General features: G+C 54.4%; 26 protein-coding genes, 1 tRNA gene and 1 pseudogene. 22 read left to right on the top strand and 6 right to left on the bottom strand.

The window, feature by feature from the left end:
- Nucleotides 1-11: 11 nt before the first annotated feature.
- The 13 genes and pseudogenes from BN3795_RS02490 to BN3795_RS25790 all read left to right on the top strand — a co-directional run.
- Complete coding sequence (locus BN3795_RS02490; protein WP_068783170.1) at nt 12-1,688, top strand: DNA cytosine methyltransferase; 1,677 nt, start codon at nt 12-14, stop codon at nt 1,686-1,688.
- Nucleotides 1,689-1,698: 10 nt separating this feature from the next.
- Nucleotides 1,699-1,959, top strand: a complete 261-nt coding sequence (locus BN3795_RS02485) for a hypothetical protein (protein WP_198524625.1) — start codon at nt 1,699-1,701, stop codon at nt 1,957-1,959.
- 44 nt (nt 1,960-2,003) lie between these two features.
- Nucleotides 2,004-2,213, top strand: a complete 210-nt coding sequence (locus tag BN3795_RS02480; protein ID WP_068783168.1) for a hypothetical protein — start codon at nt 2,004-2,006, stop codon at nt 2,211-2,213.
- Nucleotides 2,214-2,217: 4 nt separating this feature from the next.
- A complete protein-coding gene (locus BN3795_RS02475; RefSeq protein WP_068783167.1) occupies nt 2,218-2,433 on the top strand; it encodes a hypothetical protein in 216 nt (71 codons plus the stop codon).
- A 32-nt stretch (nt 2,434-2,465) separates the two neighbouring features.
- Nucleotides 2,466-3,056: a J domain-containing protein gene (locus BN3795_RS02470; protein WP_110944960.1), complete on the top strand. Its 591-nt coding sequence runs from the start codon at nt 2,466-2,468 to the stop codon at nt 3,054-3,056.
- Nucleotides 3,057-3,508: 452 nt separating this feature from the next.
- Nucleotides 3,509-4,090 carry a dUTP diphosphatase gene (locus BN3795_RS02465; protein ID WP_232729834.1) on the top strand — a complete coding sequence of 194 codons (582 nt, stop codon included), beginning with the start codon at nt 3,509-3,511 and terminating at the stop codon, nt 4,088-4,090.
- 399 nt (nt 4,091-4,489) lie between these two features.
- On the top strand, nt 4,490-4,669 hold the full coding sequence (locus BN3795_RS02455; protein ID WP_068783163.1) for a hypothetical protein: 180 nt from the start codon (nt 4,490-4,492) through the stop codon (nt 4,667-4,669).
- A 1-nt stretch (nt 4,670) separates the two neighbouring features.
- Complete coding sequence (locus tag BN3795_RS25420; RefSeq protein ID WP_198524624.1) at nt 4,671-4,817, top strand: hypothetical protein; 147 nt, start codon at nt 4,671-4,673, stop codon at nt 4,815-4,817.
- A 15-nt stretch (nt 4,818-4,832) separates the two neighbouring features.
- Nucleotides 4,833-5,315 carry a hypothetical protein gene (locus BN3795_RS02450; RefSeq protein WP_068783162.1) on the top strand — a complete coding sequence of 161 codons (483 nt, stop codon included), beginning with the start codon at nt 4,833-4,835 and terminating at the stop codon, nt 5,313-5,315.
- A gap of 52 nt (nt 5,316-5,367) precedes the next feature.
- Nucleotides 5,368-5,835 carry an ArpU family phage packaging/lysis transcriptional regulator gene (locus BN3795_RS02445; protein ID WP_068783161.1) on the top strand — a complete coding sequence of 156 codons (468 nt, stop codon included), beginning with the start codon at nt 5,368-5,370 and terminating at the stop codon, nt 5,833-5,835.
- Nucleotides 5,836-5,890: 55 nt separating this feature from the next.
- Entirely contained in the window at nt 5,891-6,088 is a 198-nt protein-coding gene (locus BN3795_RS02440) for a hypothetical protein (RefSeq protein ID WP_068783160.1), read from the top strand.
- On the top strand, nt 6,072-7,640 hold the full coding sequence (locus tag BN3795_RS02435) for a recombinase family protein (RefSeq protein ID WP_110944959.1): 1,569 nt from the start codon (nt 6,072-6,074) through the stop codon (nt 7,638-7,640). Before BN3795_RS02440 ends, BN3795_RS02435 begins: the two co-directional genes overlap by 17 nt.
- A gap of 17 nt (nt 7,641-7,657) precedes the next feature.
- Nucleotides 7,658-7,747: pseudogene (locus BN3795_RS25790) on the top strand (helix-turn-helix domain-containing protein); the annotation flags it as partial.
- Nucleotides 7,748-7,890: 143 nt separating this feature from the next.
- Here the strand turns inward: BN3795_RS25790 and BN3795_RS02430 are convergent.
- From BN3795_RS02430 to BN3795_RS02420, 3 genes are all read right to left on the bottom strand, one after another.
- A complete protein-coding gene (locus tag BN3795_RS02430; protein ID WP_068783159.1) occupies nt 7,891-9,174 on the bottom strand; it encodes an MFS transporter in 1,284 nt (427 codons plus the stop codon).
- A gap of 4 nt (nt 9,175-9,178) precedes the next feature.
- Entirely contained in the window at nt 9,179-10,129 is a 951-nt protein-coding gene (locus BN3795_RS02425; RefSeq protein ID WP_068783158.1) for an ArsR/SmtB family transcription factor, read from the bottom strand.
- A 345-nt stretch (nt 10,130-10,474) separates the two neighbouring features.
- Nucleotides 10,475-11,830, bottom strand: a complete 1,356-nt coding sequence (locus BN3795_RS02420; RefSeq protein ID WP_068783157.1) for a dipeptidase — start codon at nt 11,828-11,830, stop codon at nt 10,475-10,477.
- A gap of 240 nt (nt 11,831-12,070) precedes the next feature.
- Here BN3795_RS02420 and BN3795_RS02415 point away from each other — a divergent pair, with 240 nt between their 5' ends.
- From BN3795_RS02415 to BN3795_RS02405, 3 genes are all read left to right on the top strand, one after another.
- Nucleotides 12,071-13,219 (top strand): peptidylprolyl isomerase, encoded by a 1,149-nt coding sequence (locus BN3795_RS02415; RefSeq protein ID WP_068783156.1) that lies wholly within the window; start codon nt 12,071-12,073, stop codon nt 13,217-13,219.
- Nucleotides 13,220-13,397: 178 nt separating this feature from the next.
- A complete protein-coding gene (locus BN3795_RS02410) occupies nt 13,398-14,132 on the top strand; it encodes a class I SAM-dependent methyltransferase (protein WP_068783155.1) in 735 nt (244 codons plus the stop codon).
- A complete protein-coding gene (locus BN3795_RS02405; protein ID WP_068783154.1) occupies nt 14,129-15,130 on the top strand; it encodes an MBL fold metallo-hydrolase in 1,002 nt (333 codons plus the stop codon). Before BN3795_RS02410 ends, BN3795_RS02405 begins: the two co-directional genes overlap by 4 nt.
- Nucleotides 15,131-15,181: 51 nt before the next feature.
- Here the strand turns inward: BN3795_RS02405 and BN3795_RS02400 are convergent, their stop codons facing one another.
- Entirely contained in the window at nt 15,182-15,748 is a 567-nt protein-coding gene (locus BN3795_RS02400) for a phosphatidylglycerophosphatase A family protein (RefSeq protein WP_408634996.1), read from the bottom strand.
- 152 nt (nt 15,749-15,900) lie between these two features.
- On the opposite strand from BN3795_RS02400, the gene BN3795_RS02395 reads away from it, so the two are divergent.
- The 3 genes from BN3795_RS02395 (at nt 15,901) to BN3795_RS02385 (ending at nt 18,513) form a co-directional block, all read left to right on the top strand.
- Nucleotides 15,901-16,959 (top strand): GerMN domain-containing protein, encoded by a 1,059-nt coding sequence (locus BN3795_RS02395; protein ID WP_068783153.1) that lies wholly within the window; start codon nt 15,901-15,903, stop codon nt 16,957-16,959.
- Nucleotides 16,960-17,116: 157 nt separating this feature from the next.
- Nucleotides 17,117-17,875, top strand: coding sequence for a ribonuclease PH (gene rph / locus BN3795_RS02390; RefSeq protein WP_068783152.1), 759 nt, complete (start codon nt 17,117-17,119; stop codon nt 17,873-17,875).
- Nucleotides 17,876-17,877: 2 nt separating this feature from the next.
- On the top strand, nt 17,878-18,513 hold the full coding sequence (locus BN3795_RS02385) for an XTP/dITP diphosphatase (protein WP_068783151.1): 636 nt from the start codon (nt 17,878-17,880) through the stop codon (nt 18,511-18,513).
- Between the two features lie 74 nt (nt 18,514-18,587).
- On the opposite strand, the gene asnB is transcribed toward BN3795_RS02385, so the two are convergent.
- Entirely contained in the window at nt 18,588-20,432 is a 1,845-nt protein-coding gene (asnB, locus tag BN3795_RS02380) for an asparagine synthase (glutamine-hydrolyzing) (protein ID WP_068783150.1), read from the bottom strand.
- A gap of 170 nt (nt 20,433-20,602) precedes the next feature.
- Here asnB and BN3795_RS02375 point away from each other — a divergent pair, with 170 nt between their 5' ends.
- The 3 genes from BN3795_RS02375 to BN3795_RS02365 all read left to right on the top strand — a co-directional run bounded on the left by BN3795_RS02375 (nt 20,603) and on the right by BN3795_RS02365 (nt 21,477).
- Nucleotides 20,603-20,917, top strand: coding sequence for a hypothetical protein (locus tag BN3795_RS02375; protein WP_068783149.1), 315 nt, complete (start codon nt 20,603-20,605; stop codon nt 20,915-20,917).
- A gap of 38 nt (nt 20,918-20,955) precedes the next feature.
- The gene (locus BN3795_RS02370; RefSeq protein WP_232729833.1) at nt 20,956-21,306 is read left to right on the top strand and encodes a hypothetical protein; all 351 of its coding nucleotides are present in this window, start codon (nt 20,956-20,958) and stop codon (nt 21,304-21,306) included.
- Nucleotides 21,307-21,403: 97 nt separating this feature from the next.
- A tRNA-Arg gene (locus BN3795_RS02365) sits at nt 21,404-21,477 on the top strand.
- 36 nt (nt 21,478-21,513) lie between these two features.
- On the opposite strand, the gene BN3795_RS02360 is transcribed toward BN3795_RS02365, so the two are convergent.
- The gene (locus BN3795_RS02360; protein WP_068783148.1) at nt 21,514-22,449 is read right to left on the bottom strand and encodes an AEC family transporter; all 936 of its coding nucleotides are present in this window, start codon (nt 22,447-22,449) and stop codon (nt 21,514-21,516) included.
- Nucleotides 22,450-22,482: the final 33 nt, after the last annotated feature.

Here is a 22,482-nt window from a genome sequence, read left to right as displayed (position 1 = left end):
GGAGGGGGAGCATGCAAGAGCTCATTGTTGATAATTTTGCCGGTGGAGGCGGCGCCTCAACGGGGATCGAGTTGGCAATCGGCCGCAGCGTAGATATCGCGATCAATCATGACCCTGCAGCGATCGCCATGCACCGAGCGAATCACCCGGAGACGGAGCACTACTGCGAATCAGTTTGGGATGTTGATCCCCGGGAGGTGACCAGTGGGAGACCAGTGGGGCTGGCGTGGTTTTCTCCGGATTGCAAGCACTTTTCGAAAGCTAAGGGCGGAAAGCCCGTTGAAAAGAAGATCCGGGGTCTTGCGTGGATCGTTCTCAAATGGGCCGGTAAGGTTCGCCCCCGGGTTATCATCCTTGAAAATGTGGAGGAGTTCAAGACTTGGGGCCCTGTGAGAAAGGGCCGCCCGGTAAAGAGCAAGAAAGGCCAGACCTACGAACAATGGAAATCACAGCTTGAGAGCCTTGGATACATCGTGGAAAGTCGGGAGCTGCGGGCCTGCGACTACGGCGCGCCTACCATCCGTAAGCGTCTATTTATTGTTGCTCGCTGCGACGGCCGCCCGATCGTATGGCCGAAACCAACGCATGGAGATCCAGAGAGCGAGGAGGTCAAGGCTGGCAAGCTTAAACCTTGGCGGACGGCAGCGGAGATCATCGACTGGTCAATCCCGTGTCCGAGTATTTTTGAGCGGAAGAAGCCGCTGGCGGAGAATACGATGCGCCGGATCGCCCGAGGCATTCAGCGGTACGTGATTGACAACCCTAAGCCATTCATCATTAAGGTAAATCACCTCGGCGAGCAATTTCGTGGCCAAGTGCTGGACGAACCTCTCCAGACCGTGACAGCGAAAAATGGATGGGGAATAGTGACTCCTGTCCTTGGGGTCAATACTACGAGGCACCCGGGCAGCTCACCAAATGCCCCACTGAGGACGGTGACGACAGGCGGCCACCATATGCTAATTACCCCCCATATTACGAAATTCCGAGGGGGAGCGACGGGGCACGGTGTCGATGAACCATTACACACGGTAACATCCGGCGCGGGCGCGAGCCGCCCTGCAGGAGCCGCCCACGCGCTGGGTATGGTTGCAGCATTTTTGACGCAATACCACTCCTATGACGACAGCGCCCGGGGGCAAACGATGAAACGTCCGTTGTTGACCCAAGACACTAGCAACAGGTACGGGCTGGTTACCTCGCACTTGGTCAAACTGCGCGGAACCTGCCAGGACGGCCAGCCGGTCACTGAACCGATGCCAACGATCACAGCCGGCGGTATGCATGTCGGGGAGGTCAGAGCATTCTTGCTCAAGTATTACGGGTCGGCCGACAACGGACATCAACTGGATGAGCCACTGCACACGATCACTACAAAGGATCGATTTGGTCTAGTTACCATCGAGGGAGTCGACTACCAGATCGTTGACATCGGTATGCGGATGCTGGAGCCTCATGAGCTGTTTGCGGCTCAGGGATTTCCGCTAAACTACATCATCGATGTGGATGCCGACGGCGTGCGGTATCCGAAGAGCGCGCAGGTCGCCCGCTGCGGGAATGCAGTACCGCCGCCATTCGCGGAGGCGCTGGTCCGGGCGAATCTTCCGGAATTGTGTACCGGATCTGGACGGCAGCTCACATTCGAACGGTACAAGCCGGCCGTAGGACAGCTGCAGTTGTCATTATGAGGAGGCAAAGATGATGCAGATCCTCACCCACGACGAATGTATGACGCTGCTGGCTGGTATCCAGGCAGCTCCGCCCGGTGACTGGACGCACGATTTGATCACCATACTTGATGGTCCGGCCCGCTTCATCACCCGAGCCGTGATCCCGGATGGGCAGGAGGTAGTGTACTTCCGACATCCGGACGGGGCCGGGGCATGGCCGGCGGCGAATTGGGATCGCTTCGCGTTGGCGCGGGTGCCGCAGCAGGTGGAGCAGATGACGTTGTTTTGATGTTTTATCAACACATTTAGAGCAATTAGGGAGGGAAGGGAGCAATGAAAGGTAAACCGGAGTTTGCAGTATATAAGGGCGATGATTTGCTGGCTATGGGAACGGCAGAAGAATGCGCGGCAAAGCTCGGGGTTACTCCAAAATACATTTACTGGCTCACGATGCCAACGGCTAAACGCCGGCTTGAAGCACGAAAACATCCAGAGAAATGTACGGTTGGGGTCCGTTTGGATGATGATGTGGAGGAGGAATAAAACCGTGGAAAAGACCAATAACGCGTCAGCTCTAATCGTACGTCCTGGCGAAAGCTATACGTTCCAGTTTCTCAATAATCTGCCGATCACATGGATCGTCGATGTGATCAACGAGCAGGAGGACCGGATCTACATCCATAAAAGCGACGGAACGAGCAAGATGGTAAGCTTCAGACATTTCGTCGATCTGTATCGGCGTTACGGCGTAAGTGCCGTGTAGACCCATATAGCGCAGGAAGGGTGGATGATGAAATGACTATTGAAGCATACCCTCTTCATTGGCCAGAAGGATGGCCGAGAACGAGGAGTCCAAAATCATCGAGGTTTGATACAAACATGGCTTCGGCTCGGGATGGTTTGATTGACGAGATCCGCCTTTTAGGCGGTAAGCAAGTGATTCTCTCGACAAATATTCCCCTACGTCAAGATGGGCTTCCCTATGCACGTTATAGAAGCCCAGATGATAAAGGAGTAGCCGTATATTTTCAGTTGAATGGTCATCCGCAAGTGTTCGCTTGTGATCGATGGGATCGGATCGAAGACAACATGCAAGCGATTCGGAAAACCATAGAGGCAATAAGAGGCATCGAACGTTGGGGCAGCAGTGAAATGATGAATCGAATATATCAAGGCTTTCAAGCGCTTCCCGAACAGGCTGGTGCATCATCGGGAGACCAATGGTGGATGGTACTTGGCGTAGACCCTTCGGATGATTTGCCATCGATTGAACGGGCGTATAGAAGTGCAGCTAAAAAGGCTCATCCAGATAGTCCAGGAGGAAACGAACGTACGATGACACGATTAAATCAAGCTATCGCGCTGGCTCGGAAGGAAAAGTCGTAACTGCACATTTCGAAAATATAGCGCCGGAAGGTGAGCGAAATGAAAAAGTGCAAGAGGTGTAACGGTTTGGGATATATGTTGGGGTCCAGCATCTATATACCAGGGATTGGATACATCCAAGATAAAGAAATGTGTAAAAAGTGTTTCGGAAAGGGATTTGTGGCATATCGAAAAAACAGCGTAGAGGGGTGATACCGGTGGAAAGAGTTTCAATCATAACTCCAAAAGGTCGGCAAGAGGCTCTGTTGGTTGGGGTTTTCCAAAGATCAACGGTAATAGAACCATCAGTAAGAATGGGTGGTCATAGTGGAGGTGTCGTAGCTTTCCCTGTAGCTGTTGTGAAAGTCGGGGGCAAATTGAAAGAAGTTATGGTGTCTGATGTGGAATTTGAACAGGCCGATTCGAAATTATAGGTCGCGAAAGGGTTGATAGAAATGCTTACGATTAAACAAATGTACGAAATGCAAAAGCAACTCGATGCCCGGATTATCAAGGAGAAAGGGCTGGAAGGTCAGGACTTGCTGCCGAACACGGTACTGGCCTTGCAGGTAGAGATCGGAGAGCTAGCGAACGAATGGCGTGGGTTTAAGCATTGGAGTAATGATCGGGAGCCGAGATACGAAAAACGGACCATTGCTTTTCGGGATAAGGAGGACGGAACGGGTGACGCGTTTGAGCATGTAAAATATCCGCTGCTTGAAGAATACGTCGATTGCCTGCACTTCTTCCTGAGCATCGCGCGGCAGCTCGATCTTCCAGCGGATGATCTTTACATCCCGGACGATACGATCGAAGGGGAAACAACAGTTTTGTTTACTGAGCTTTTGCACAATGTCGGGATGATCATGGGACACGAATTTTTATATGAGTGGCCTGAGGACTTCAAAAAGCAGCAAAGAAATTTTTTCCGCGGAGCCCTGGCAGTCTTCTATTCGCTCGGTGAACAACGTCTTGGTTTTACATTCGAACAGATCGCCGACGCCTACGCCGCCAAGAACGCCGTCAACCATGAGCGGCAGTCTAATGGGTATTGAGGTGATCAGCCATGAGTGCTTTAGCTGAGGTTTGGGAATGCCCGGTGTGCGGATTTGCATTCGCTGCAGATCATCAGGACATAGATCCTACGACAGGTGAGGGGAGCGGCAATCACTCCTGTCCGATGTGTGAGCTTGCCGAAAAAGAGGAGCTGATCGCCTCTCTGCAGGGACAGCTTAGTCAGGCCATTGATTGTGCAGCGCGTTGGGCATGTCGATATCATTCCGAGGAGACGCGGTTCCAACGGAACAAGCAGGAGATCGGACAACTGATAGCCTATCGAGCACAACTAATATCGAACTTAGAAAGTCGCATTAGCGATCAACTTCGCTGGGGTGGGAACGAAATAGCGCGTGAGCTTAGATCGATTGTGAATGAGATCAAGGTAGGTGATCCGTATGCTGGACAAGGGTGTTAAGCGGGAGTTTTGGACGCCGGAGCAGATCGCGGAGCACTGCAAGAAGATTGGAGCGGACGGGCCGCCTCCTAAGAAGATCATTGAAAGTCAGCTTAACACCACAGCTCCGCAGCTATCCTCTAAGTCCCGGAAGTACCGGAAACGGGGAGGCGAGTATTAAGGTGATCATCTTTTTATCCATTATCGCCGGTATATCTTTTTTCGGTGTAATCGCCGAGGGAGACCGTAATAAATCGTTCGCGCAAAACCTGGCCATGATCTGCTGTGCGGCGATCGTAGCAATCGCAATTATCATTACGAATTCATAGAGAGGGGAAATTAGAATGTCTATCACAATCAAAGCATGCTTCAACAAACAAACGAAGGATTCGAAAAAGGAGCAAGTGCAATTTTACATTAAGGGTGACGATGAGCACAAGCCAGAGCTTACCGAGATGACACGATCTGTGGTCATTCTGAGCATCGAGGGGGTTGAGCAGCAGCTTACTGCTGAGTTCAAGAAATCCTCCAAAGATGCCAAAAAGACAGTCCTCGACTTCGAGGTAAAGGGCGATTCGTCGGCGGAGAAATCATTTGAATTTTACAAAAAAGCTGGTCATGATGTCGTGTTGACGATCACCGAATCGGATGAAACGCTGGAAGAGTTCGAAGAACATCAGAAGAAGTATCGCGAAGGTTTGAGAGGGAAAATCAACCCGGACGGAACGGTTGAGGTGGATGATCCTAACCAGGCAAAACTTGATTTCGGCGAAGAAGATGACCCTATGGCTGGAGTTGATTCCGAATCGGATGTTTTGCCGTATTGATTGCCCGCCCCGGCTTCGGCCGGGGTATCCCCTACGATGGAGGTGAGCGCGTTTGGAGCAATTAAGCTTTCTCCCGGAAATCGATCGAAGCAAGACGCAGGAGGCCGTGGAGCGCGCGCTGGAACAATACAGATATTATAAATTTCTCACGGAAGATGAGGAGGAGCGGGAGGCGAGCACGACGGCAAGCTACAGCTTATCTCCCCGAGGTTACACAGGTACTACCAGCGACCAGACAGGGGATATTGCTGTCCACAACGTAGATAAGCAGATTCAACGGAGAAAGTATTGCGAGCGGATCGAGAGAGTTGTCCGCCGGATGCCCCGGATGGAACGGTTTCTGATCGAGGAACGATATTTGACCAAGGAACACGACTACATCACCGATCAGCACGTGTACAATTTTGTGTTCCAGCCGCCGATCAGCTCCGGAAAGTATGACAAGATTCGCTGGAAAGCCTTCTTCAAGTTAGCCTCCAATCTGGATTTGATAGTGGAGAAAACGGGGAACGAGAAATGAGAAGGGGCAAGTTAACCAAGCCCCTTCTCATACCCTAATAGTGGGTGATGCAAACATGGGGAAAAGCAAAAAATCCTTCACGATTAGGTATCACAAGGTGTGTGATCAGGAAAAATCAGATGAAATCATTCGAGCCTTTGCCAAAAGAGCGATCATGAAAGCACTAGAAAATAACGGGGCTGTAGCGTACAATGTGGATGATGTTTTGCATAAATACATTTCGGGGGAAATGCGTAATGGTCATGAAAGATGATAGAGCATATGTCCGTGTATCCACGTTAAAAGATTCGCAGAAGGATAGCCCAGAGCACCAAGAAGCTTTCATTCGTGAGCGTGCAAGTCGGGAGAATATAACAATTTCAAAAGTGTACGAAGATCGAGACACAGCGACAAGCATTGTGGCTCGGGAAGATGTACAGAAAATGATAGCCGATGCGAAAAGAGGCGAAATCAGATCAATCTGGTTCGCCTCTCTCTCGCGTTTTAGCCGGGATGCTCTGGATGCCATCTCGCTTAAACGGATTCTTGTCAATGCTTTGAAAATCAGAGTTGTGTCCATTGAGGACGGCTACGATTCGGCCGTGAAGGACGACGAGCTGCTGTTTGGGATCAAGTCAGTTGTCAACCAAAATACAAGTGGCGATATTAGCCAATCGTCGCGAAGAGGAATCCGGCAATCAGCGGCCAAGGGGAATTACATAGGATCTATTCCTCCTTACGGTTATCGAAAAGTGGTTGTTGATGGCAGAAAGACGCTGGAGGTCATTCCAGAGCAGGCGGAGATCGTGAAGAAGATTTTTGAACTTTACCTCAATGGGAATGGCGAGAAGAACATCGTAAATTACCTGAACGGAGATAACGAGAAGAACACCCCAATCCCGTCATATCGTGGCGGTGTCTGGGGATTAACTTCAGTGCAACGCATTCTCCAAAACGAGAATTATACCGGATACACTGTCTATGGCCGTCATACAACAGAGGTAGCATACAATGACTTGTCTGACCTCATGGACAGAGGGAAGAAACTCGTAATGAAACCTAAATCAGAATGGCAAAAGACTCCTTTCCAAACGCATGAAGCAATCATCTCAAAGGAGGTATTTGACCGCGCCCAGGAGATTCGTTTACTTAGAGGCGGAGGGACCCGCGGTGGGAGAAGATCCTTTGTTAATGTCTTTTCAAAATTCATCTTCTGCGCAGAGTGCGGTACGGCCATGGTTTCGATGGGGTCCAAAACCAAAAATAAGAACGGTAAAGATTATCGGTACCTGATGTGTTCGCGGCGACGTAGAACTGGAGAAATTGGATGTTCCAACGGAAAATGGCTCCCGTATTATGAATTTCGGGACGAGCTAATTAAGGACATTTTGGAGAGGGTCCGGGAATCAATTCGAGTGTTGGAGGAAGAGGGCGCTTCTGAAATAAATTCGCAGTTGCCTGAAAGCAACACGGAGAAGGACAAGCGAAAGCTTGAAAAACGGATTGAGGAAAACCGGAAACTTTTGTTTGAGGTACGACGCCAGCATATGTTGGGCGAAATTGACGATGCTCAGTATGAGTTCGAAAAAGGCCAATATGAAAAAGATATCTCGGATTCGGAGCATCGCTTGGCTATCATTGAGGCGAACGAACGCAGGAGCCTCGATCGCGAGAAAGTCATTCGAGAAACTAAACAGTATCTAAAAGAGCTGACTGAAATGAAAACATACGATGATGTTGAGAAAACACGCATGTTGCTTATGCAAATGGTCAAGAGAATCGAAGTTAATAAGGATGGAGAGGTAGACGTCCAGACATACGTTTAACTGTGCGTGCTTGAAAACACATCACGAACGTCATGCAAAAGTTGAATGTCAAAGGTCGCGCGCAGGCGGTTGTCGAGCTGATCAAGCTTGGGGAGCTGAAAATCTGACGGTGGACTGCGCACGCGCAGAAAGCCGCAAGCCTTCTTTTTCATCCCGTAAGGGGGAGAGAGGAGGTTTTTTTGTTTTGAATGCTCCGTCGCGCGAAATCAGGGGGAACAACCTCCGGGCTGCCCTCAGGCAGCTGCGGAGGTCAAGCATCCAGGTGAACCTGGCTCTGATCCGAAACGGCCGCAGGGACGGACTGGAAGGGGGTGCGGAGTTCGGATAACTCCCCATCAAGCTGTCGAAGCCCAGGGAGGAGCAGCATGACGCAAGAGCTGAAGATCGGGAGCAATCCTGCCGCCAGAAACATCATCTGCACGCCATAATGCTCGGCGACGATACTCCCGGCGAATGTCCCGACAGGATACAAGGCGCCGCCGATCAGGAACCGATTCGCATTGACGCGCCCTTGCAAGCGGCCGGGAACGAGCTTGCCGTGCAGCGAAGAACTCAGCGAACCGAAGAAGGGGCCGAAAATGCCCGAGGCAAACAGTGCGACGAGAGCCACGGGATAGCTCTGGGTCAAGCCGAGGATGGCGTTGAAGCCCCCTATCGCGGCCAGACTCAAGACCATGACCCGCCGTCGCTGGCGGATATCCCCCAGCCAGGAAATCAGGGCAAGCCCCGCCAGGGACCCCAATGCAGTAGCTGTCGTGAAGGTCCCCATGGTCGCCGCGTCACGTTGCAGGATCTCGCTGACGAACGGAACCATCATCGTCCAGATGGCACCTTGACACATGTTGCTGATCGAAACCATCACCATGACGGCGAACATAGCCGGGACTTGCCTGTAAAACGAAAAGCCTTCGCCGATTTCTCGCAAGTAAGCCGCGATGGAAGCGGACGGAGCTTCATTTCGGTGCGTACTCTTCGGCAATAACAGCAGCATAGCGATCGCCGCCAGGTAACACGCCGCGTTGATCCCCAGCGCGGGGAGCGATCCAAACCCGGCTACGACGCCGCCTGCGATCGCCGGACCGGCCAAGGCCGCCGCGTTCCGGCAACCGTCAATCATAGCGAAAGCACGGGTTAATTTGCGCGAACCGGCGGCTTCCGGCACGAGAGCCATGGCGGTTGGCATGAACAGGGCCGAGCACGAGCCGCTAAGCCCGGCAGCCAGGAATAACTGCCATAACTGCAGATGCCCGGTCATGCCGGCTAACCAAGGCAGAAGGATGGCGATCAATCGTACGCTGGCGAGACCAGCCATCAGGCGATTGCGGGGCAGTCTGTCGGAGAGCGGCGAACCGAGCAGCCGAATCACCAGCTCCGGGATGCCGGAAGAGAGAGCGAGTGCTCCCATCGCCAGTTTTGAGCCGGTGATTTCGTACACCAACCACTCCATCGCAAGCAAGCCAAACGCATCCCCAAAGCCGCTCAAGGCAATCGTGGACAGGAGCCCGTAATAAGCGCGACGTTTCGAGGCAGCCATCCCCTTATTCCCCCAGGTTGACGCCGGAAGGCGCAGCGCTCTCGAAGTAGCTGTCCATTTGGCTGTTCAAGCCGTTTAACGCTTCGCGGCGCAGGCTGTATTCGACCGACTTAAACTCAGACCCTTTCCCCCGGTAATGCACGATTACGAGTCCTGCCGCCCGAAGCGCGATCAGATGGTAATGGATCGTACTTTTGGATATGGCGATGTCGCGGGCGATTTCGGTAAACGTCATCTGCTTCCCGGCCAGCAGGCGGAGAATGCGCAGCCGGGTTTCATCCGACAGCGCCCGGGTTAAGCGAAGCAATCCGGGGGCGGGGTACCCGGGAGTCGGCGGAAACAGGTCGCAGGAATAATGGGTGAAGATCATCGTCTCGAAGATGCTGGAAGTGACTAAGGGACGAGCATGATATTGGGGAATAAGCACGACCCGGTTTAAGGTGTCCCCTGGGTACAATCGCATCCCGTTCGTAGCCATTTCATAAATCTCCATGCTGCTCCGTTCGGCCAATCGGGCTCTCAGGGCGCACGCCTCCTGCTGCAAACCCTCGAGGATCCAGGGATCGATCCGGGAGAAGTACCGCAGGTTCCATTCCTGCAAAACTTCACAAGCCGCATCGCGGAGCTCCGTGAGATTGGCGGGGACGGATTGACTGCAGGCCGCTGATATTTCGTACAGCTCCCCTGTCGACAACCCGGCGAACCATTCCACAAAATCGGCGACATCACGCGAACCCGGACAATTCCAGATGTACGGGGACAGGCTGAAATCATCCAACTGTTTGAGAGAGGCCCGCATGTTCTGCAGCGTCGCGGGGGCAAATAACTCCTGAACTTCTTTAACCCACCATTTCCCGGCATCCATGGCGCCATGATTTTGTTTCGCGAAAAAAGCCGTTAGGCTGGCCACACATTCGTAAACGGGTGCAAAATCCACTTCAAGTTGATAGTCCATTGCGCTTTCACGTTCCTCTCCTAATAGACGGACTGAGCTCCGAATATTATAAGTTCTATAAATATAGAACAACATTACTGTTCTATATTATTCGAATTTATGGAGGAATGCAATAAAAAAACCGCCCTAGGGGCGGGTTTTGGCAGAATGTATTCGAAATTTCATACATATTAGGGGAGTGTACGGGCAACGCGCGCAATTATGTATGAAAAATCGAATATATTACGGTACTTTGGGTCCTTCAAGACAATTTGGATTTGAAAAATCGAATACATTCGGGTGATTTCGGCGACATTGGCGGAATGTATTCGAAATTTCATACAAATTAGGGGTAGGCAATAAGCTCTACAGCGACTTCAAATAATGAACGATCGTCAGCAGCCCTTTATCGAAGTTCTCCAGGTTGAAATGCTCATTAGGTGCGTGCAGGTTCTCGTCCGGCAGTCCAAAACCCATCATCACGGCCGGGGCCGACAAGACGCGGGACAAGGTTTCGACGATCGGAATCGAACCGCCGTCCTTGGTGAACAGCGCCCGGGTGCCGTACACGGCTTCATAGGCGTCGGCCGCCTTTTGCAGCATCGGATCTTCCGGATTGCACGTGAAGGCCCGAGCTTTCTCGGTTGCTTTGACTTTGAGCGTCGCTCCTGGCTGCAGGTGCTGGCGCAGATGACGCTCAATGCGGTCGATCGTGGCTTGCGGGTCCTGGTCGCCGACGAGGCGGCAGGTGATTTTGGCGTGGGCTTCCTTCGGCAATACCGTCTTGGTCCCTTCCCCTTGGAATCCGCCGTAGACCCCGTTCAATTCCAGCGTTGGCCGGGCTCCTGTGCGTTCGACGAAGGAGTAACCCGCTTCGCCGTACAGCTCGCTCAAGCCGAGATCGCGCTTCAGCTTCTCCTCGTCGAATTGCTGCTTGACGAACTCCTCACGCTCCAGCGCGGACAGCTGATGAACGCCTTCGTAGAAGCCTTCCACCGTTACCCGTCCCTGTTCGTCATGCAGGGAAGCGAGCAGTGCAACAAGCGCGTGCAGCGCGTTAGGCACGCCGCCGCCATACGTTCCGGAGTGCAGATCGGTGTTGGCGGTGTAGACCGAGACCTCCATGGCGCACAAGCCGCGAAGACCGATGCAGATCGCCGGCTTGCCCGGCGCCATCAACGCGGTGTCGGAGATCAGAATCACGTCTGCGGCCAGCTTCTCCTGATTGGCTTCCAGGAAGGAAGGCAGGTTCGGACTGGTCACTTCCTCTTCCCCTTCGATGCAGAACTTGATATTTATCGGCAGTTCTTTCTCCTGCTTCAAAATCGCTTCAACGGCCTTAATATGCATAAATACTTGGCCCTTATCGTCCGTCGCCCCGCGGGCGTACAGCTTACCGTCCCGAATGGACGGCTCGAAAGGCGGCGTGTCCCACAGATTCAGCGGATCCACCGGTTGGACGTCGTAATGACCGTAAACCAATACCGTCGGTTTGCCTGGAGCATGCAAATGTTCGGCATAAACGACCGGGTGCCCGGCGGTTGGATGAACCTCCACCGATTCCATGCCGGCCCGGCGCAAGGCTTCGGCGATCCATTCGGCCGCCTTCAGCACGTCGCCTTTGTGTTCAGACAAGGCGGAAACGCTGGGAATTCGCAGCAATTCGCCAAGTTCATTTAAGTGTTGTTCGCGGTTTGTAGAAAAATAGGCTTGATAATCCATCGTCGAATCGTTCCTCCCGAACTAGTTTTACCCGTATATTCTACACCTTTTTTGCCGAGAACACGAATGACGGGGTTCGCATGTTGCCAGCGGGTCCTCGCGTTTCCTTAAATTCATCTTAAATTCAGCAACGCTTTTTTTAGGAATATTTAAGGTAAGGACCTGCGATTTCTGGTAAAGTCAAGAAAGTACGGTTGAATTAAAAATGAATGCTGCAGAAGAAGGGAGTCGCAACGACTTATGGAAGACAAAGAAAAAAAAGAGCTGGAGGCCGCCGGGACCGAAACCGGTGCCGCTGAGGAGGAGACGCGGACCTCGGAAGGACAAGCCGTAACGGCGGAAGCTGGCGCGGGCGAGTCGAAAGAGGAGAAATACGATCCGGCAGACGATGCGGATTTTATCGCCCAAGACGCCGGGGCCGACGAGGATGCGACGCCGGTCATGGTCTCCCAGAATGGGGAGCCCGAAGCCGCAGCGGTTCAAACCTCCAAATCCGGCAGTAAAGTTTGGCCCATCGTATCGCTGATTCTGGCCGTCTTGCTGATTATCGTATTGATCAAACCGCCGTTTGTCTCGACCAAAGCGGAGGCGGTGGCTACGGTCAACGGCGTGGAGATTACGAAGGATCGGCTGTATGATGAGCTGGCAGCCAACGGCGGTGAACAGGCACTGACGAACCTGATCAACCAGGAGCTCGTGAACCAGGAGGCCGCCAAGAAGAATATTACGATAACCGATGCCGACATCGACGCTGAAATTGAAAGCTATAAGACCCAGTTTGGCTCGGAAGAGGCGCTGAGTCAGGCTTTGGTGCAGTACGGTATGACGATGGACGATTTGCGCAAGCAGGTCGTGATGGAGCTGAAGCTGACCAAGCTGCTGGAGCCGCAGATCAAGGTGACGGACGAGCAGATCAAGCAAACGTTCGAGTCTTACAAAGACTCCTTTAATACACCGGAGCAAGTTCGGACCTCCGTTATTCTGGTTGCCACGGAGCAGGAAGCGAAGGATATCGTGAAGCAGTTAGACGAAGGCGCGGACTTCGCAGAGCTGGCGAAGAGCAAGTCGCTGGATCCGGCGACGAAGGAACAAGGCGGAGACACCGATTTCTTCGCTCGCGGCGAGAAGGAGGAAGCGGTGGAGACGGCGGCCTTTAAGCTGGCAAAAGGCGAGGTCAGCGAACCTGTGAAGACCAGCGAAGGCTACCAGGTCATCAAAGTCACTGACAAGAAGGAAGCTCACACCGCTACGCTGGAGGAGAAGAAGGACGAGATCCGCAAAGGCCTGGTCTCCCAACAGGTCTCCAGCCTGTCGGGAACGTGGCTGGAAGATGTGCGCAGCAAAGCGAAGATTACCAATACGTTAACGGATGCAACTAAAGCCGAGTAAGGCGGAATTAACTCCAGCCGCAATTGGACCGTCGGGGCAGCAGCCCCGGCGGTTTTTCGTATACGGGGGGAGCCTCAACGAAGACTTTGTGTTTCCGGGAGCCTGGCGGTACAATGAGGATAAAATGAAGGGTTCGTGACAGATCTGGCAGCAATGGCAGGTATGGAGGCAGGAGAAGATGGCGGAATGGTATGAGCTCAGTTTTGGTGAAGACTACTTGCTGGTGTATAAGCACCGCGATGCGCAGGGTGCGAAACATGAAGTGCAGCGGATGATCCGCTGGCTGCATCTGGCTTCCGGAGCGAAGGTGCTGGACTTATGCTGCGGCATGGGACGCCATTCTCTGGCGTTGGCCGAAGCCGGCTACAAGGTGACCGGTGTGGATCTGTCGGAGGTGCTGCTTCGCGAGGCAAGACGCCTTGACTCGGAGAGACGAGTCACCTGGCACCAGGCCGATATGCGCCGGCTGCCCCTTCTGGACCAGACGTTTGATGCGGCGGTGAACCTGTTTACATCGTTCGGCTATTTTAGGGAGGATGCGGAGCAAATCAAGGTGCTGAAGGAAGTTGCCCGCGTGCTGAAGCCGGGCGGAAGTTTCCTCCTCGATTATTTGAATCCCGCTGATGTGAAGGCCCGCCTTGTACCGCAATCGGAACGGGAGGATCACGGGGAGCGAATTGTAGAGCGGCGGCGAATCGAAGACGGGTATGTCTTCAAAGACATCGCCATTACCGCTCCCGGCGGAGTACCGAGGCATTACATGGAGCGGATCAAGCTGTACGGGTTGGAGGATTTTCGTCGCATGCTGAAGGAGGCTGGATTGGAATTGCAGAACGTACATGGAGATTATAACGAAGAGCGCTACGACCCGGATACGTCCCGGCGCATGATCCTGGTGGGGGTGCGCCTATGACGCTGCTGCCGGACATCCAGCTATGGGATCGGGAACTCGTTGCCCGTGTCCCCATTTCGATGGCCCCTCCCCTGCGCCAGGTGAACAGCTACGTGCTGCGCGGAGATGAGGGGATTACCATCCTTGACCCGGGTCCGCGGACGGAGGAGACGATACGGGAGTGGCAGGCGGCTTGGCAGGACCTCCGGATTTCCCCTCGCGACGTAACTCAAATTGTCCTGACCCATCATCATCCCGATCATTATGGCTTGGCGGGATACCTGCAGGAGGTCACCGGGGCGGCCGTATTCATGTCCCCGCGGGCTTACGAGGAGACGCGGTTGATGTGGGGAGAAGACAGCCGTATGCACGAAGCGCTGCCCGAATTGTTCCGGCGGCACGGGATGCCGCAGTCTTGGCATGGCCAGCTGCCGAGTCATCTGCACGGCTTTGTCAACCAGGTGACCCCTGCTCCCGAGGTGACGTTCCTCCGCGAGGGAGAACCGATCCGGATGGGGGGACGAGCCTGGCGGCCAATTGAAACGGCAGGACATGCCCCGGGGCATCTGTCGTTTTATGATCCCGAGCGGAAGCTGTTGTTTTGCGGGGATGCGGTGCTGCCGCAAATCTCCCCTAATGTCAGCTTCCTGCCCGGCAGCGACCCGCAGCCGCTGCAGTCGTTCCTCGATTCGCTCGTGAAACTGAGCGCTTATGAAGTTGCGACCGCTTACCCGGGACATCGCCGACCGTTTGATTATTTTGCGGAGCGGGTGCGACTGCTGCTTCAGCATCACGAGGAGCGGCTTCTGCGCATCGAAGGCTTGCTGCGGGAGCGGCCGCAGACCGCTTTCGAGGTCTGCGCCGCCTTGTTCGGCACCGAGCTGGGCATACACCAAATGCGCTTTGCGATGTCGGAGACGCTGGCGCACTTGGTGGAACTGGTTCGGCAAGGGAGAGCCGAAGAGCAGGCGCCAGGAGATGGCGAAGATGAAGTCATCTGTTTCGCACGGGGATCTTGAATGGACAAGAAGGGCGGCATCGTTTGCCGCCCTTCTTGTTTTGCGGATTGTTTACCGTTCGGAATCCAGCGTCTCCTCGCCGCGTTCCTTTTCCCGTTCCGCTTGTTTGCGGTGCGCGATCCGGCTGCTGGCCGAGGCTGCGATGGCGCCGACGATATCGTCCAGGAAGGTGTTGCACGGCCCCAGCGACTTGTCGTTCAACTGCTCCAATATACCGGGTTTCAGCTTGTCGACATAGCCGTAGTTGGTGAAGCCGATGCTTCCGTATACGTTAACGATCGAGAAAGCCAATATTTCATCAACCCCATACAATCCTTCGTCATTGGCGATCATGTCCTGCAGTTCGGGGATCAGCATCCCCTGCTCCGCCAGAATATCAAGCTGAATGCCGGTCAGCACCGCATTTTGCACCTCGCGTTTCGTCAGCACCTGCTCCACGTTATGAATGCACTCTTCCATCGTCAGGTTCGGGTAGTATTTCTGCTGCAGAAACAGAACGAGTTCGGCGATTTGCTCCGTAGTGACGCCGCGTTTATGCAGCCACTCCTTGGTGGCGTCGGCAACTTTCTTACTGTTCAGACTATAAGGCACTTTGGCTTTCGGTTGTTCCATCCCCATACGCTCTACTCCTCTTGATTTAGTTGAATCGACAAGATATGAAGCAGTTTGTCCAGTTCCCGGAAAAATATAGTTATTTTTCAGGACAGGTCTCGTATATATAGTAATACAAACCTTAGCTAAATGAAAAACTCAGGGAGGCACGAGCTAAAATGAAATGGAACCGCCGAATGCGAAATACCGCTGCCGCCGGAGCAATCTCGCTCCCGCTGCTGCTGTCGGGCTGCGGCATGTTTGGGGGAAGCGCCGCCCAAATCGATCCTCCGCCTACCGATATGGAAACCCGGATGCTGGAGGGACTTGACGCTGTAGAACAGACAAGCTTTAACCCGGAGGAAGCCCTGTCTACGGTGTATTTGGTGAACGAGCAAGGCAAGTTGGCCCCGGTTGCCCTGCATTTGCCCGAAGGCGAGGCCTCGCTGAAGCTGAACCGAATGCTGGAGATGCTGGTGAAGGACGGCAAGTATGCCGGCATGCTCCCGGCCGGGTTCAGCGGGATTCTTCCGGCGGGCAGCGAGGTGAAGGCGGTCACGGTCAAACAAGACGAGAAGCTGGCCGTCGTCGAGTTCAATAAGGCATTCGCCGGCTACGAAGCTGCAGACGAACGCAAAATCCTCGAGGCATTGACCTGGACGCTCACGGAAACGCCGGATGTGGAGAAGGTTCAACTCTGGGTGGACGGGGAGAAGCTGAACGAGATGCCGGTGAACGGCACGCCGCTGGATCGGCCGCTCAGCCGCAGCTTTGGCATCAATCTCGAGTTGAAAGGGGAATCCGGCTTGTCCCAACTGAGCCCGGTGATCGTCTATTTCTCGGCGGCGACCCCGGATGGCGTTCAGTACTTCGTGCCGGTGACCCGGTTCGTGCCGGCTGACGGCGATCGCGTGAAATCGGCGATTGGCGAGCTGCTCAAGGGACCCCAGCAGGGCGATGGGCTGGAGCGCGTTGTGACCGACAACACCAAGCTGGACAGCGTCGAGGTCTCGAAAGACGGGGTTGTTACCGTCGCGCTGACCGACGATATGTTCGAAGCCGGGGAGAAGCTGCCGGCGCAAATGCTGCAATCGCTGGTGCTGACAGTCACGGAGAACCAGGATGACAGCAAGGTACGCATTTGGCTGAACGGGCAAAAGGAAGTTGTTGGCCTGGACAACCAGACCTACAGCGAACCGGTGATGCGGCCCGAGACCATCAACGAAATTCCACTGTAACGGTGTATCTCCGCGACATGCTGAACCGCCGAACAACCGAGAACCCTGCGAGGTGCAGGGTTCTTTTTTTGGCCGAATGGAAAGATGCTTTTGTGCCCACACTTTGGTAGAATAGGAAAAGCATACAGACAGCAAGAAATCGTAGGAGGCAGTGAGGATGAGAAGCAACGGACGTCAGGCGGACGAGCGCCGGCCGATGAATTTAAGCGTAAATATTAATAAATATGCGGAGGGTTCCGTATATATTGAGGTTGGAGATACGAAGGTAATGTGTACGGCAACCGTCGAGGAGAAGGTTCCGATGTTTATGAAAGGCCAGGGCAAGGGCTGGGTGACGGCCGAATATGCGATGCTCCCTCGCGCGACCCAAACGCGCAACCAGCGGGAATCGGCCCGCGGCAAGCTAAGCGGCCGGACGATGGAAATTCAGCGTCTGATCGGCCGCGCGCTGCGTTCGGTCGTCGACCTGCAGGCGTTGGGCGAACGCTCGATCACGATCGACTGCGATGTGCTGCAGGCGGACGGCGGAACGCGGACCACGTCGATTACCGGAGCGTTCGTGGCCATGGCCCTGGCGATGCACAAGATCGCCCAGAAGCATGCGTTGCCGAAGTTTCCGATCACCGATTTCCTGGCCTCCGTCAGCGTAGGGATCGTCGGGGAGGATACGCTGCTGGATCTCAATTATGAGGAGGATTCCAAAGCCAAGGTGGACATGAACGTTGTGATGACCGGCCGGGGCCAATTCGTTGAGGTTCAGGGGACCGGCGAGGAGAATCCGTTCTCTCGCACGGAGTTGGACGGCTTATTGGCGATCGCCGAGAAAGGGATCCGGGAGATGATCGAACAGCAGCGTGAGGCGCTTGGCCCCATCGCGCTGCAGATCGGCAGCAGGCAGTCCGGATCGGCGGTGTAAGCATGATCGAAGGACCGGTGATCATCGTTGCGACCCGCAATGCCGGGAAGGTACGGGAGTTCGCCCATGCTTTGGCGCCGCTGGGCAAGGAAGTCCGGAGCCTGGCCGACTATCCGGATGTCCCGGAGGTTGTGGAGGATGGGACGACGTTTGCGGAGAACGCCCGAAAAAAAGCCAAAACCGTCGGTGACGCCCTTGGCCGGCCCGTGCTGGCTGACGATTCGGGACTTTGCGTCGATCAGCTGGACGGTGCGCCGGGCGTCTATTCGGCACGTTATGCCGGCGAAGTCGCCAGTGACGAGGACAATAATGAGAAGCTGCTCGTCGAGCTGGAGAAACGGCGGCTGGGTGAGGATACGGAGCAGCCGCTGCTGAGCACGGCGCGGTTTGTCTGCCATTTGGCCTTGTACGAACCGGCGAAGGGGGAGTTTATCGAAGCCTCCGGCGAGGTCGAAGGCTGGATCACCTCCGATCCGGCGGGGGGCGGCGGATTCGGGTACGACCCGTTGTTCTATCTGCCGGCTTACGACAAGACGTTCGCCGAGCTCACGATGGAAGAGAAGCAGGCCGTCAGCCATCGCGGCGCGGCGCTGCGGGCGCTCGCGGACAAGCTCAGCGGGACGGCCGCAGGGAAGTAGTCCGGCCGGATATACGGAGAAATAACGGAAAAACCTGCAGCTCATCAAAATTAGCGGCAGGTTTTTCTGTAGGATTATTGAATTTTGACGTTATACGTACTTAACCAGAAGTTTACTTGCGACAAATAAGCAAACAGCTGCGGGCCGCTCATCAGTTGGCCGAACCAGGGCAGGTTGGAAGACGATTCCTTGGATGCGGCAATGGCGCGAATTTTGCCGGCATCGATCAACGGCAAGATCGGCGAGGTCGGATCGTCGAGTATTTTTACCATCTGATCGCGGACCGCGGTAAGATAGTTCGGATTATGTGTTTTGGGGTAAGGGCTTTTTTTGCGATACAGCACATCCTCGGGCAGAATGCCTTCAAGCGCCTTGCGTAAAATCCCCTTCTCCCGGTTCCCCGTCGTTTTGATCTCCCACGGGATGTTCCAGACGTATTGCACCAGACGATGGTCGCAGTAAGGAACGCGGACTTCGAGCCCCGCAGCCATGCTCATGCGGTCCTTGCGGTCGAGCAGCGTGGGCATAAATCGAGTGATGTTCAGGTACGACATCACCCGCATTCGGGCCCGTTCCCCCGTCTCTCCTTCCAGCTTCGGCGTCTCCCCTACCGCTTCGCTGTAACGATCGGCAATATACTGCTCCGGTTTGATCCATTCGCGGATTTCCGGAGACAGTAAATCGGCGCGAAGCCCGGTCGCCACCGACCATGGGAACGTTCCCGAGTTAAGCAGCTCCTCGCGGTGGAACCACGGGTATCCGCCGAAGACTTCATCCGCAGCTTCTCCGGAGATGGCGACGGTGGCCCCCTTTTTAATTTCCCGGCAAAAGAGCAGCAGCGAAGCGTCAACGTCCGCCATCCCCGGCAGGTCGCGGGCGATCGTGGAATCCGGCAGCGCTGAGACCAGCTCGGGAGTATCGAACTGAATCGCGTGATGATCCGTCTTCAATTCCTCGACCATGCGCTGAATCCATGGACCGTCCGCGCCGGGTTGGTAGCTGTGGGCTTGGAAATGCTTGTCGTTATCGACGTAATCGATGGAATACGTATGGACTTGCCCCTGGCCGGTCCGCTTGTAGTAATCGACGGCCAGCGCTGTCAGGGCGCTGGAGTCCAGACCGCCGGACAGCAGGGTGCATACCGGCACATCGGAAATAAGCTGACGATCCATCGTATCCTGCAGCAGCTTGCGAATGGTTGCCGCCGTTTCCTCCACATTGTCCGTATGGGGCTCGGCTTCCAGCTTCCAATATGCGTATTTGCGAAGTCCGCTGCGGCTGAAGATCATCACATGGCCCGGGCGGAGCTCCTTTACGTCCTTGTATACGCCATGGCCCGGCGTTCGCGCCGGACCGATCACGAAGATCTCGGCGAGGCCTTCGGGCCCAACGACGGGTTCGACTTTGGGATGACGCAGAATCGCTTTCGGCTCGGAGCCGAAGATCAAGGTGCCGTCGATCTCGCTGTAGAACAACGGTTTTACTCCGAGGCGGTCCCGGGCGAAGAAGACATGCTCCCGAACGCTGTCCCAAATCGCGAAGGCAAAAATGCCGTTCAGCCGGTACACGCAATCCGGCCCCCACTCGATATACGATTGCAACAGCACCTCCGTATCGCAGTTGGTGCGAAACGTGCGGCCCCTCCGCTGCAGTTCAGCCTTCAGCTCCGGAGCGTTATAAATTTCCCCATTATATACAATCGTGAACACCGCATCGTCTTCATGGATGATCATCGGCTGCGCCCCATTTTCGGGGTCCATGACGCTAAGGCGCCGATGTCCGAAAGCACACGGGCCAGAAATCCATGTTCCCTGGGCATCGGGTCCCCGTTTTTCCAGACAGGACGTCATGGATAACACGAGTTCCGATTCTTGAGTCAAATCCCGGTTCCATTCGATAAAGCCGGTTATTCCGCACATTATGGCTATCTCCTCTCCGCATTGCTTTTACAGTCCCGCTTGCCGACCGGGTGAAAAGTATTAACAAATTATGCCGAACCAGGGCATAAAATGTCTGTCCATTATGGAAAACTATGGCTTGAACGCGGCAAAGCGCGAGGTGAAGCAAGCGATTGGAAGGAGGGATGGACATGGAAAAGAAGCCTTACTACATCTCGGTTCAAGGGCGTTCGCTGCTGGATAATCCCGGGGCGGCGGCGTACGAATGGGAGGTTGAGGCAACGCGGCAGGAGGCGGATACGCTAAGCCAGATGCTTGAGCAGTTGGGAGAGAAGGAGGAAAGCGGCTTTCTCGCTTATACGTACCCTTGGCCGGATACGCCGGAGGGGGACGTAAACCGCAGCTACGAGAGCCATCTGAATGCATTGTACCGTGAAATCTACCGGCTCGGCACGGCGGAGACCCGGGAGCAAATGGAGCGCTCGGGATTAGTAGCGCAGCTGTAACGGCCCGGTCCGGGAATCCATCGAGAGGAGCATGGCCTGTGACATATTATATCAAGGACGCTGAATACCGGCGGATGGACGAATATCAAGAGCGGCCCTGTGCGGTCATCCAGGTATATCCGGGCGCGGTGGGCGACCCCGATCTATTTGTTTACATCGCCCGCAAGCAAGACGGGAACGGGTATGAGATCATTCGGATGGTCCGCAGCGATGCCGATTTGGAAATCGACTGGTACGACAATAGTATGCATCAAGCGTTCGCCGAGGTGGCGGAGGACCAGTTCGGGGATCGGGGCTGGCCAGAACCGGAGGCCCAGCGGAAGGCGTTCCTGCAAAATCTGCTCGCTAAGGAGCAGATTGCCGCCCGGTTGGAGCAACTGCCTCATTGAGAAGGCAAAACGCCGATTTTGTGCCAAAAAGCGCTTTGAAAAATAAAAAAGGATGCGCTATAATAATTAACGCATCCTTTTTTTTCATATTTGAGATGTCCCAGTAGCTCAGCTGGATAGAGCAACGGCCTTCTAAGCCGTCGGTCGGGGGTTCGAATCCCTCCTGGGACGTAGCGGGAAACACTCTCCTGATGGAGGGTGTTTTTGTCATAGACCGGATCCGACCACGGCGGCGATGGCCGGGATTGTAAGCACGGATACCAATGTCGTAATAAAAATAAGCTGCGCCGCCAAATACGAATCGGCTTTGTATTGCTCCGTCAGTATCGTCAGATTGGGCGGAGTCGGCATCGCGGCGATAATAACAGGAATGGCGAGAACCAGTCCGCCGAAACCCAATATTTTAAGCAAAACAAAGAACAGCAGGGGCAGGGCCAGCAAGCGCAGGCCGGCGAACACAAATGCTTTCGGATTGGTAAACACCTTTTTCAGGCTAAATGCGGCCAGCATCATCCCTGCCACCGCCATCGCCAACGGCGTGGTCGTCGCCGACATCAAATCGATGACGCCGGAGAAAATTCCGGGGATTTTCACGGAAAACAAAAAGAGCAGGATGCCGATTAAAGTGGCGATGTTCGGCGGAGTCAACAAAATACGCCAGCTCATCGTTCCTTTGTCGCCGTTGATTTTGGAAAAGATGAGGCCGCCAAGGATATAAAACACGATGTTAATCGGGATCGCAAAAATGGCCGAATAGAACATGCCATCATCGCCGAACAGGGCGTAACACACCGGCCAGCCCATGAAGCCGTAATTGGTGATGACGAAAGTGAATTCATAAACCGTTTTGCGCCTGACATCCGTTTCGCCAAGGAGCTTTAACCCGAACCAGCGGAGCGCATATCCGAAAACGAGGAAGGCTGCGCTCATGCCGACCATGATCAGCACGTCATGCAGTTTGTCCTGTGAAAATTCCTGGTTCATCGAGCGGATCATCGTGCACGGGATGCTGACGTAAAAAAGAAAATTGCTTAAATCGCTGCGGAAGGTATCCGTTACGATTTTGTATTTGATCACGGCAAAGCCGATCAACATGATGAAAAATAAGGTAATAATCTCATTGTAGGCTGAAATTAAGCTCATAACTGGCTCCTTCTGAATATCCGATTAACGGAA

It is taken from the genome of Paenibacillus phocaeensis (genome assembly GCF_900021165.1).
GTDB lineage: Bacteria > Bacillota > Bacilli > Paenibacillales > Paenibacillaceae > Fontibacillus > Fontibacillus phocaensis.
Note: the sequence above shows the minus strand (reverse complement) of the source record. Positions and strands in the feature narration are given on the sequence as shown.

What these genes read in the sequence shown, in the direction of transcription:
- BN3795_RS02470 (WP_110944960.1), top strand. Translation starts at nt 2,466, where the DNA reads ATGACTATTGAAGCATACCCTCTTCATTGGCCAGAAGGATGGCCGAGA.
- BN3795_RS02420 (WP_068783157.1), bottom strand. Translation starts at nt 11,830, where the DNA reads ATGGATTATCAAGCCTATTTTTCTACAAACCGCGAACAACACTTAAAT.
- BN3795_RS02360 (WP_068783148.1), bottom strand. Translation starts at nt 22,449, where the DNA reads ATGAGCTTAATTTCAGCCTACAATGAGATTATTACCTTATTTTTCATC.
- BN3795_RS02455 (WP_068783163.1), top strand. Translation starts at nt 4,490, where the DNA reads ATGCTGGACAAGGGTGTTAAGCGGGAGTTTTGGACGCCGGAGCAGATC.
- BN3795_RS02465 (WP_232729834.1), top strand. Translation starts at nt 3,509, where the DNA reads ATGTACGAAATGCAAAAGCAACTCGATGCCCGGATTATCAAGGAGAAA.
- asnB (WP_068783150.1), bottom strand. Translation starts at nt 20,432, where the DNA reads ATGTGCGGAATAACCGGCTTTATCGAATGGAACCGGGATTTGACTCAA.
- BN3795_RS02410 (WP_068783155.1), top strand. Translation starts at nt 13,398, where the DNA reads ATGGCGGAATGGTATGAGCTCAGTTTTGGTGAAGACTACTTGCTGGTG.
- BN3795_RS02450 (WP_068783162.1), top strand. Translation starts at nt 4,833, where the DNA reads ATGTCTATCACAATCAAAGCATGCTTCAACAAACAAACGAAGGATTCG.
- BN3795_RS02405 (WP_068783154.1), top strand. Translation starts at nt 14,129, where the DNA reads ATGACGCTGCTGCCGGACATCCAGCTATGGGATCGGGAACTCGTTGCC.
- BN3795_RS02400 (WP_408634996.1), bottom strand. Translation starts at nt 15,748, where the DNA reads ATGGGGATGGAACAACCGAAAGCCAAAGTGCCTTATAGTCTGAACAGT.
- BN3795_RS02485 (WP_198524625.1), top strand. Translation starts at nt 1,699, where the DNA reads ATGATGCAGATCCTCACCCACGACGAATGTATGACGCTGCTGGCTGGT.
- BN3795_RS02430 (WP_068783159.1), bottom strand. Translation starts at nt 9,174, where the DNA reads ATGGCTGCCTCGAAACGTCGCGCTTATTACGGGCTCCTGTCCACGATT.
- BN3795_RS02435 (WP_110944959.1), top strand. Translation starts at nt 6,072, where the DNA reads ATGGTCATGAAAGATGATAGAGCATATGTCCGTGTATCCACGTTAAAA.
- BN3795_RS02375 (WP_068783149.1), top strand. Translation starts at nt 20,603, where the DNA reads ATGGAAAAGAAGCCTTACTACATCTCGGTTCAAGGGCGTTCGCTGCTG.
- BN3795_RS02415 (WP_068783156.1), top strand. Translation starts at nt 12,071, where the DNA reads ATGGAAGACAAAGAAAAAAAAGAGCTGGAGGCCGCCGGGACCGAAACC.
- BN3795_RS02490 (WP_068783170.1), top strand. Translation starts at nt 12, where the DNA reads ATGCAAGAGCTCATTGTTGATAATTTTGCCGGTGGAGGCGGCGCCTCA.
- BN3795_RS02425 (WP_068783158.1), bottom strand. Translation starts at nt 10,129, where the DNA reads ATGGACTATCAACTTGAAGTGGATTTTGCACCCGTTTACGAATGTGTG.
- BN3795_RS02395 (WP_068783153.1), top strand. Translation starts at nt 15,901, where the DNA reads ATGAAATGGAACCGCCGAATGCGAAATACCGCTGCCGCCGGAGCAATC.
- BN3795_RS02440 (WP_068783160.1), top strand. Translation starts at nt 5,891, where the DNA reads ATGGGGAAAAGCAAAAAATCCTTCACGATTAGGTATCACAAGGTGTGT.
- BN3795_RS02480 (WP_068783168.1), top strand. Translation starts at nt 2,004, where the DNA reads ATGAAAGGTAAACCGGAGTTTGCAGTATATAAGGGCGATGATTTGCTG.
- BN3795_RS02385 (WP_068783151.1), top strand. Translation starts at nt 17,878, where the DNA reads ATGATCGAAGGACCGGTGATCATCGTTGCGACCCGCAATGCCGGGAAG.
- rph (WP_068783152.1), top strand. Translation starts at nt 17,117, where the DNA reads ATGAGAAGCAACGGACGTCAGGCGGACGAGCGCCGGCCGATGAATTTA.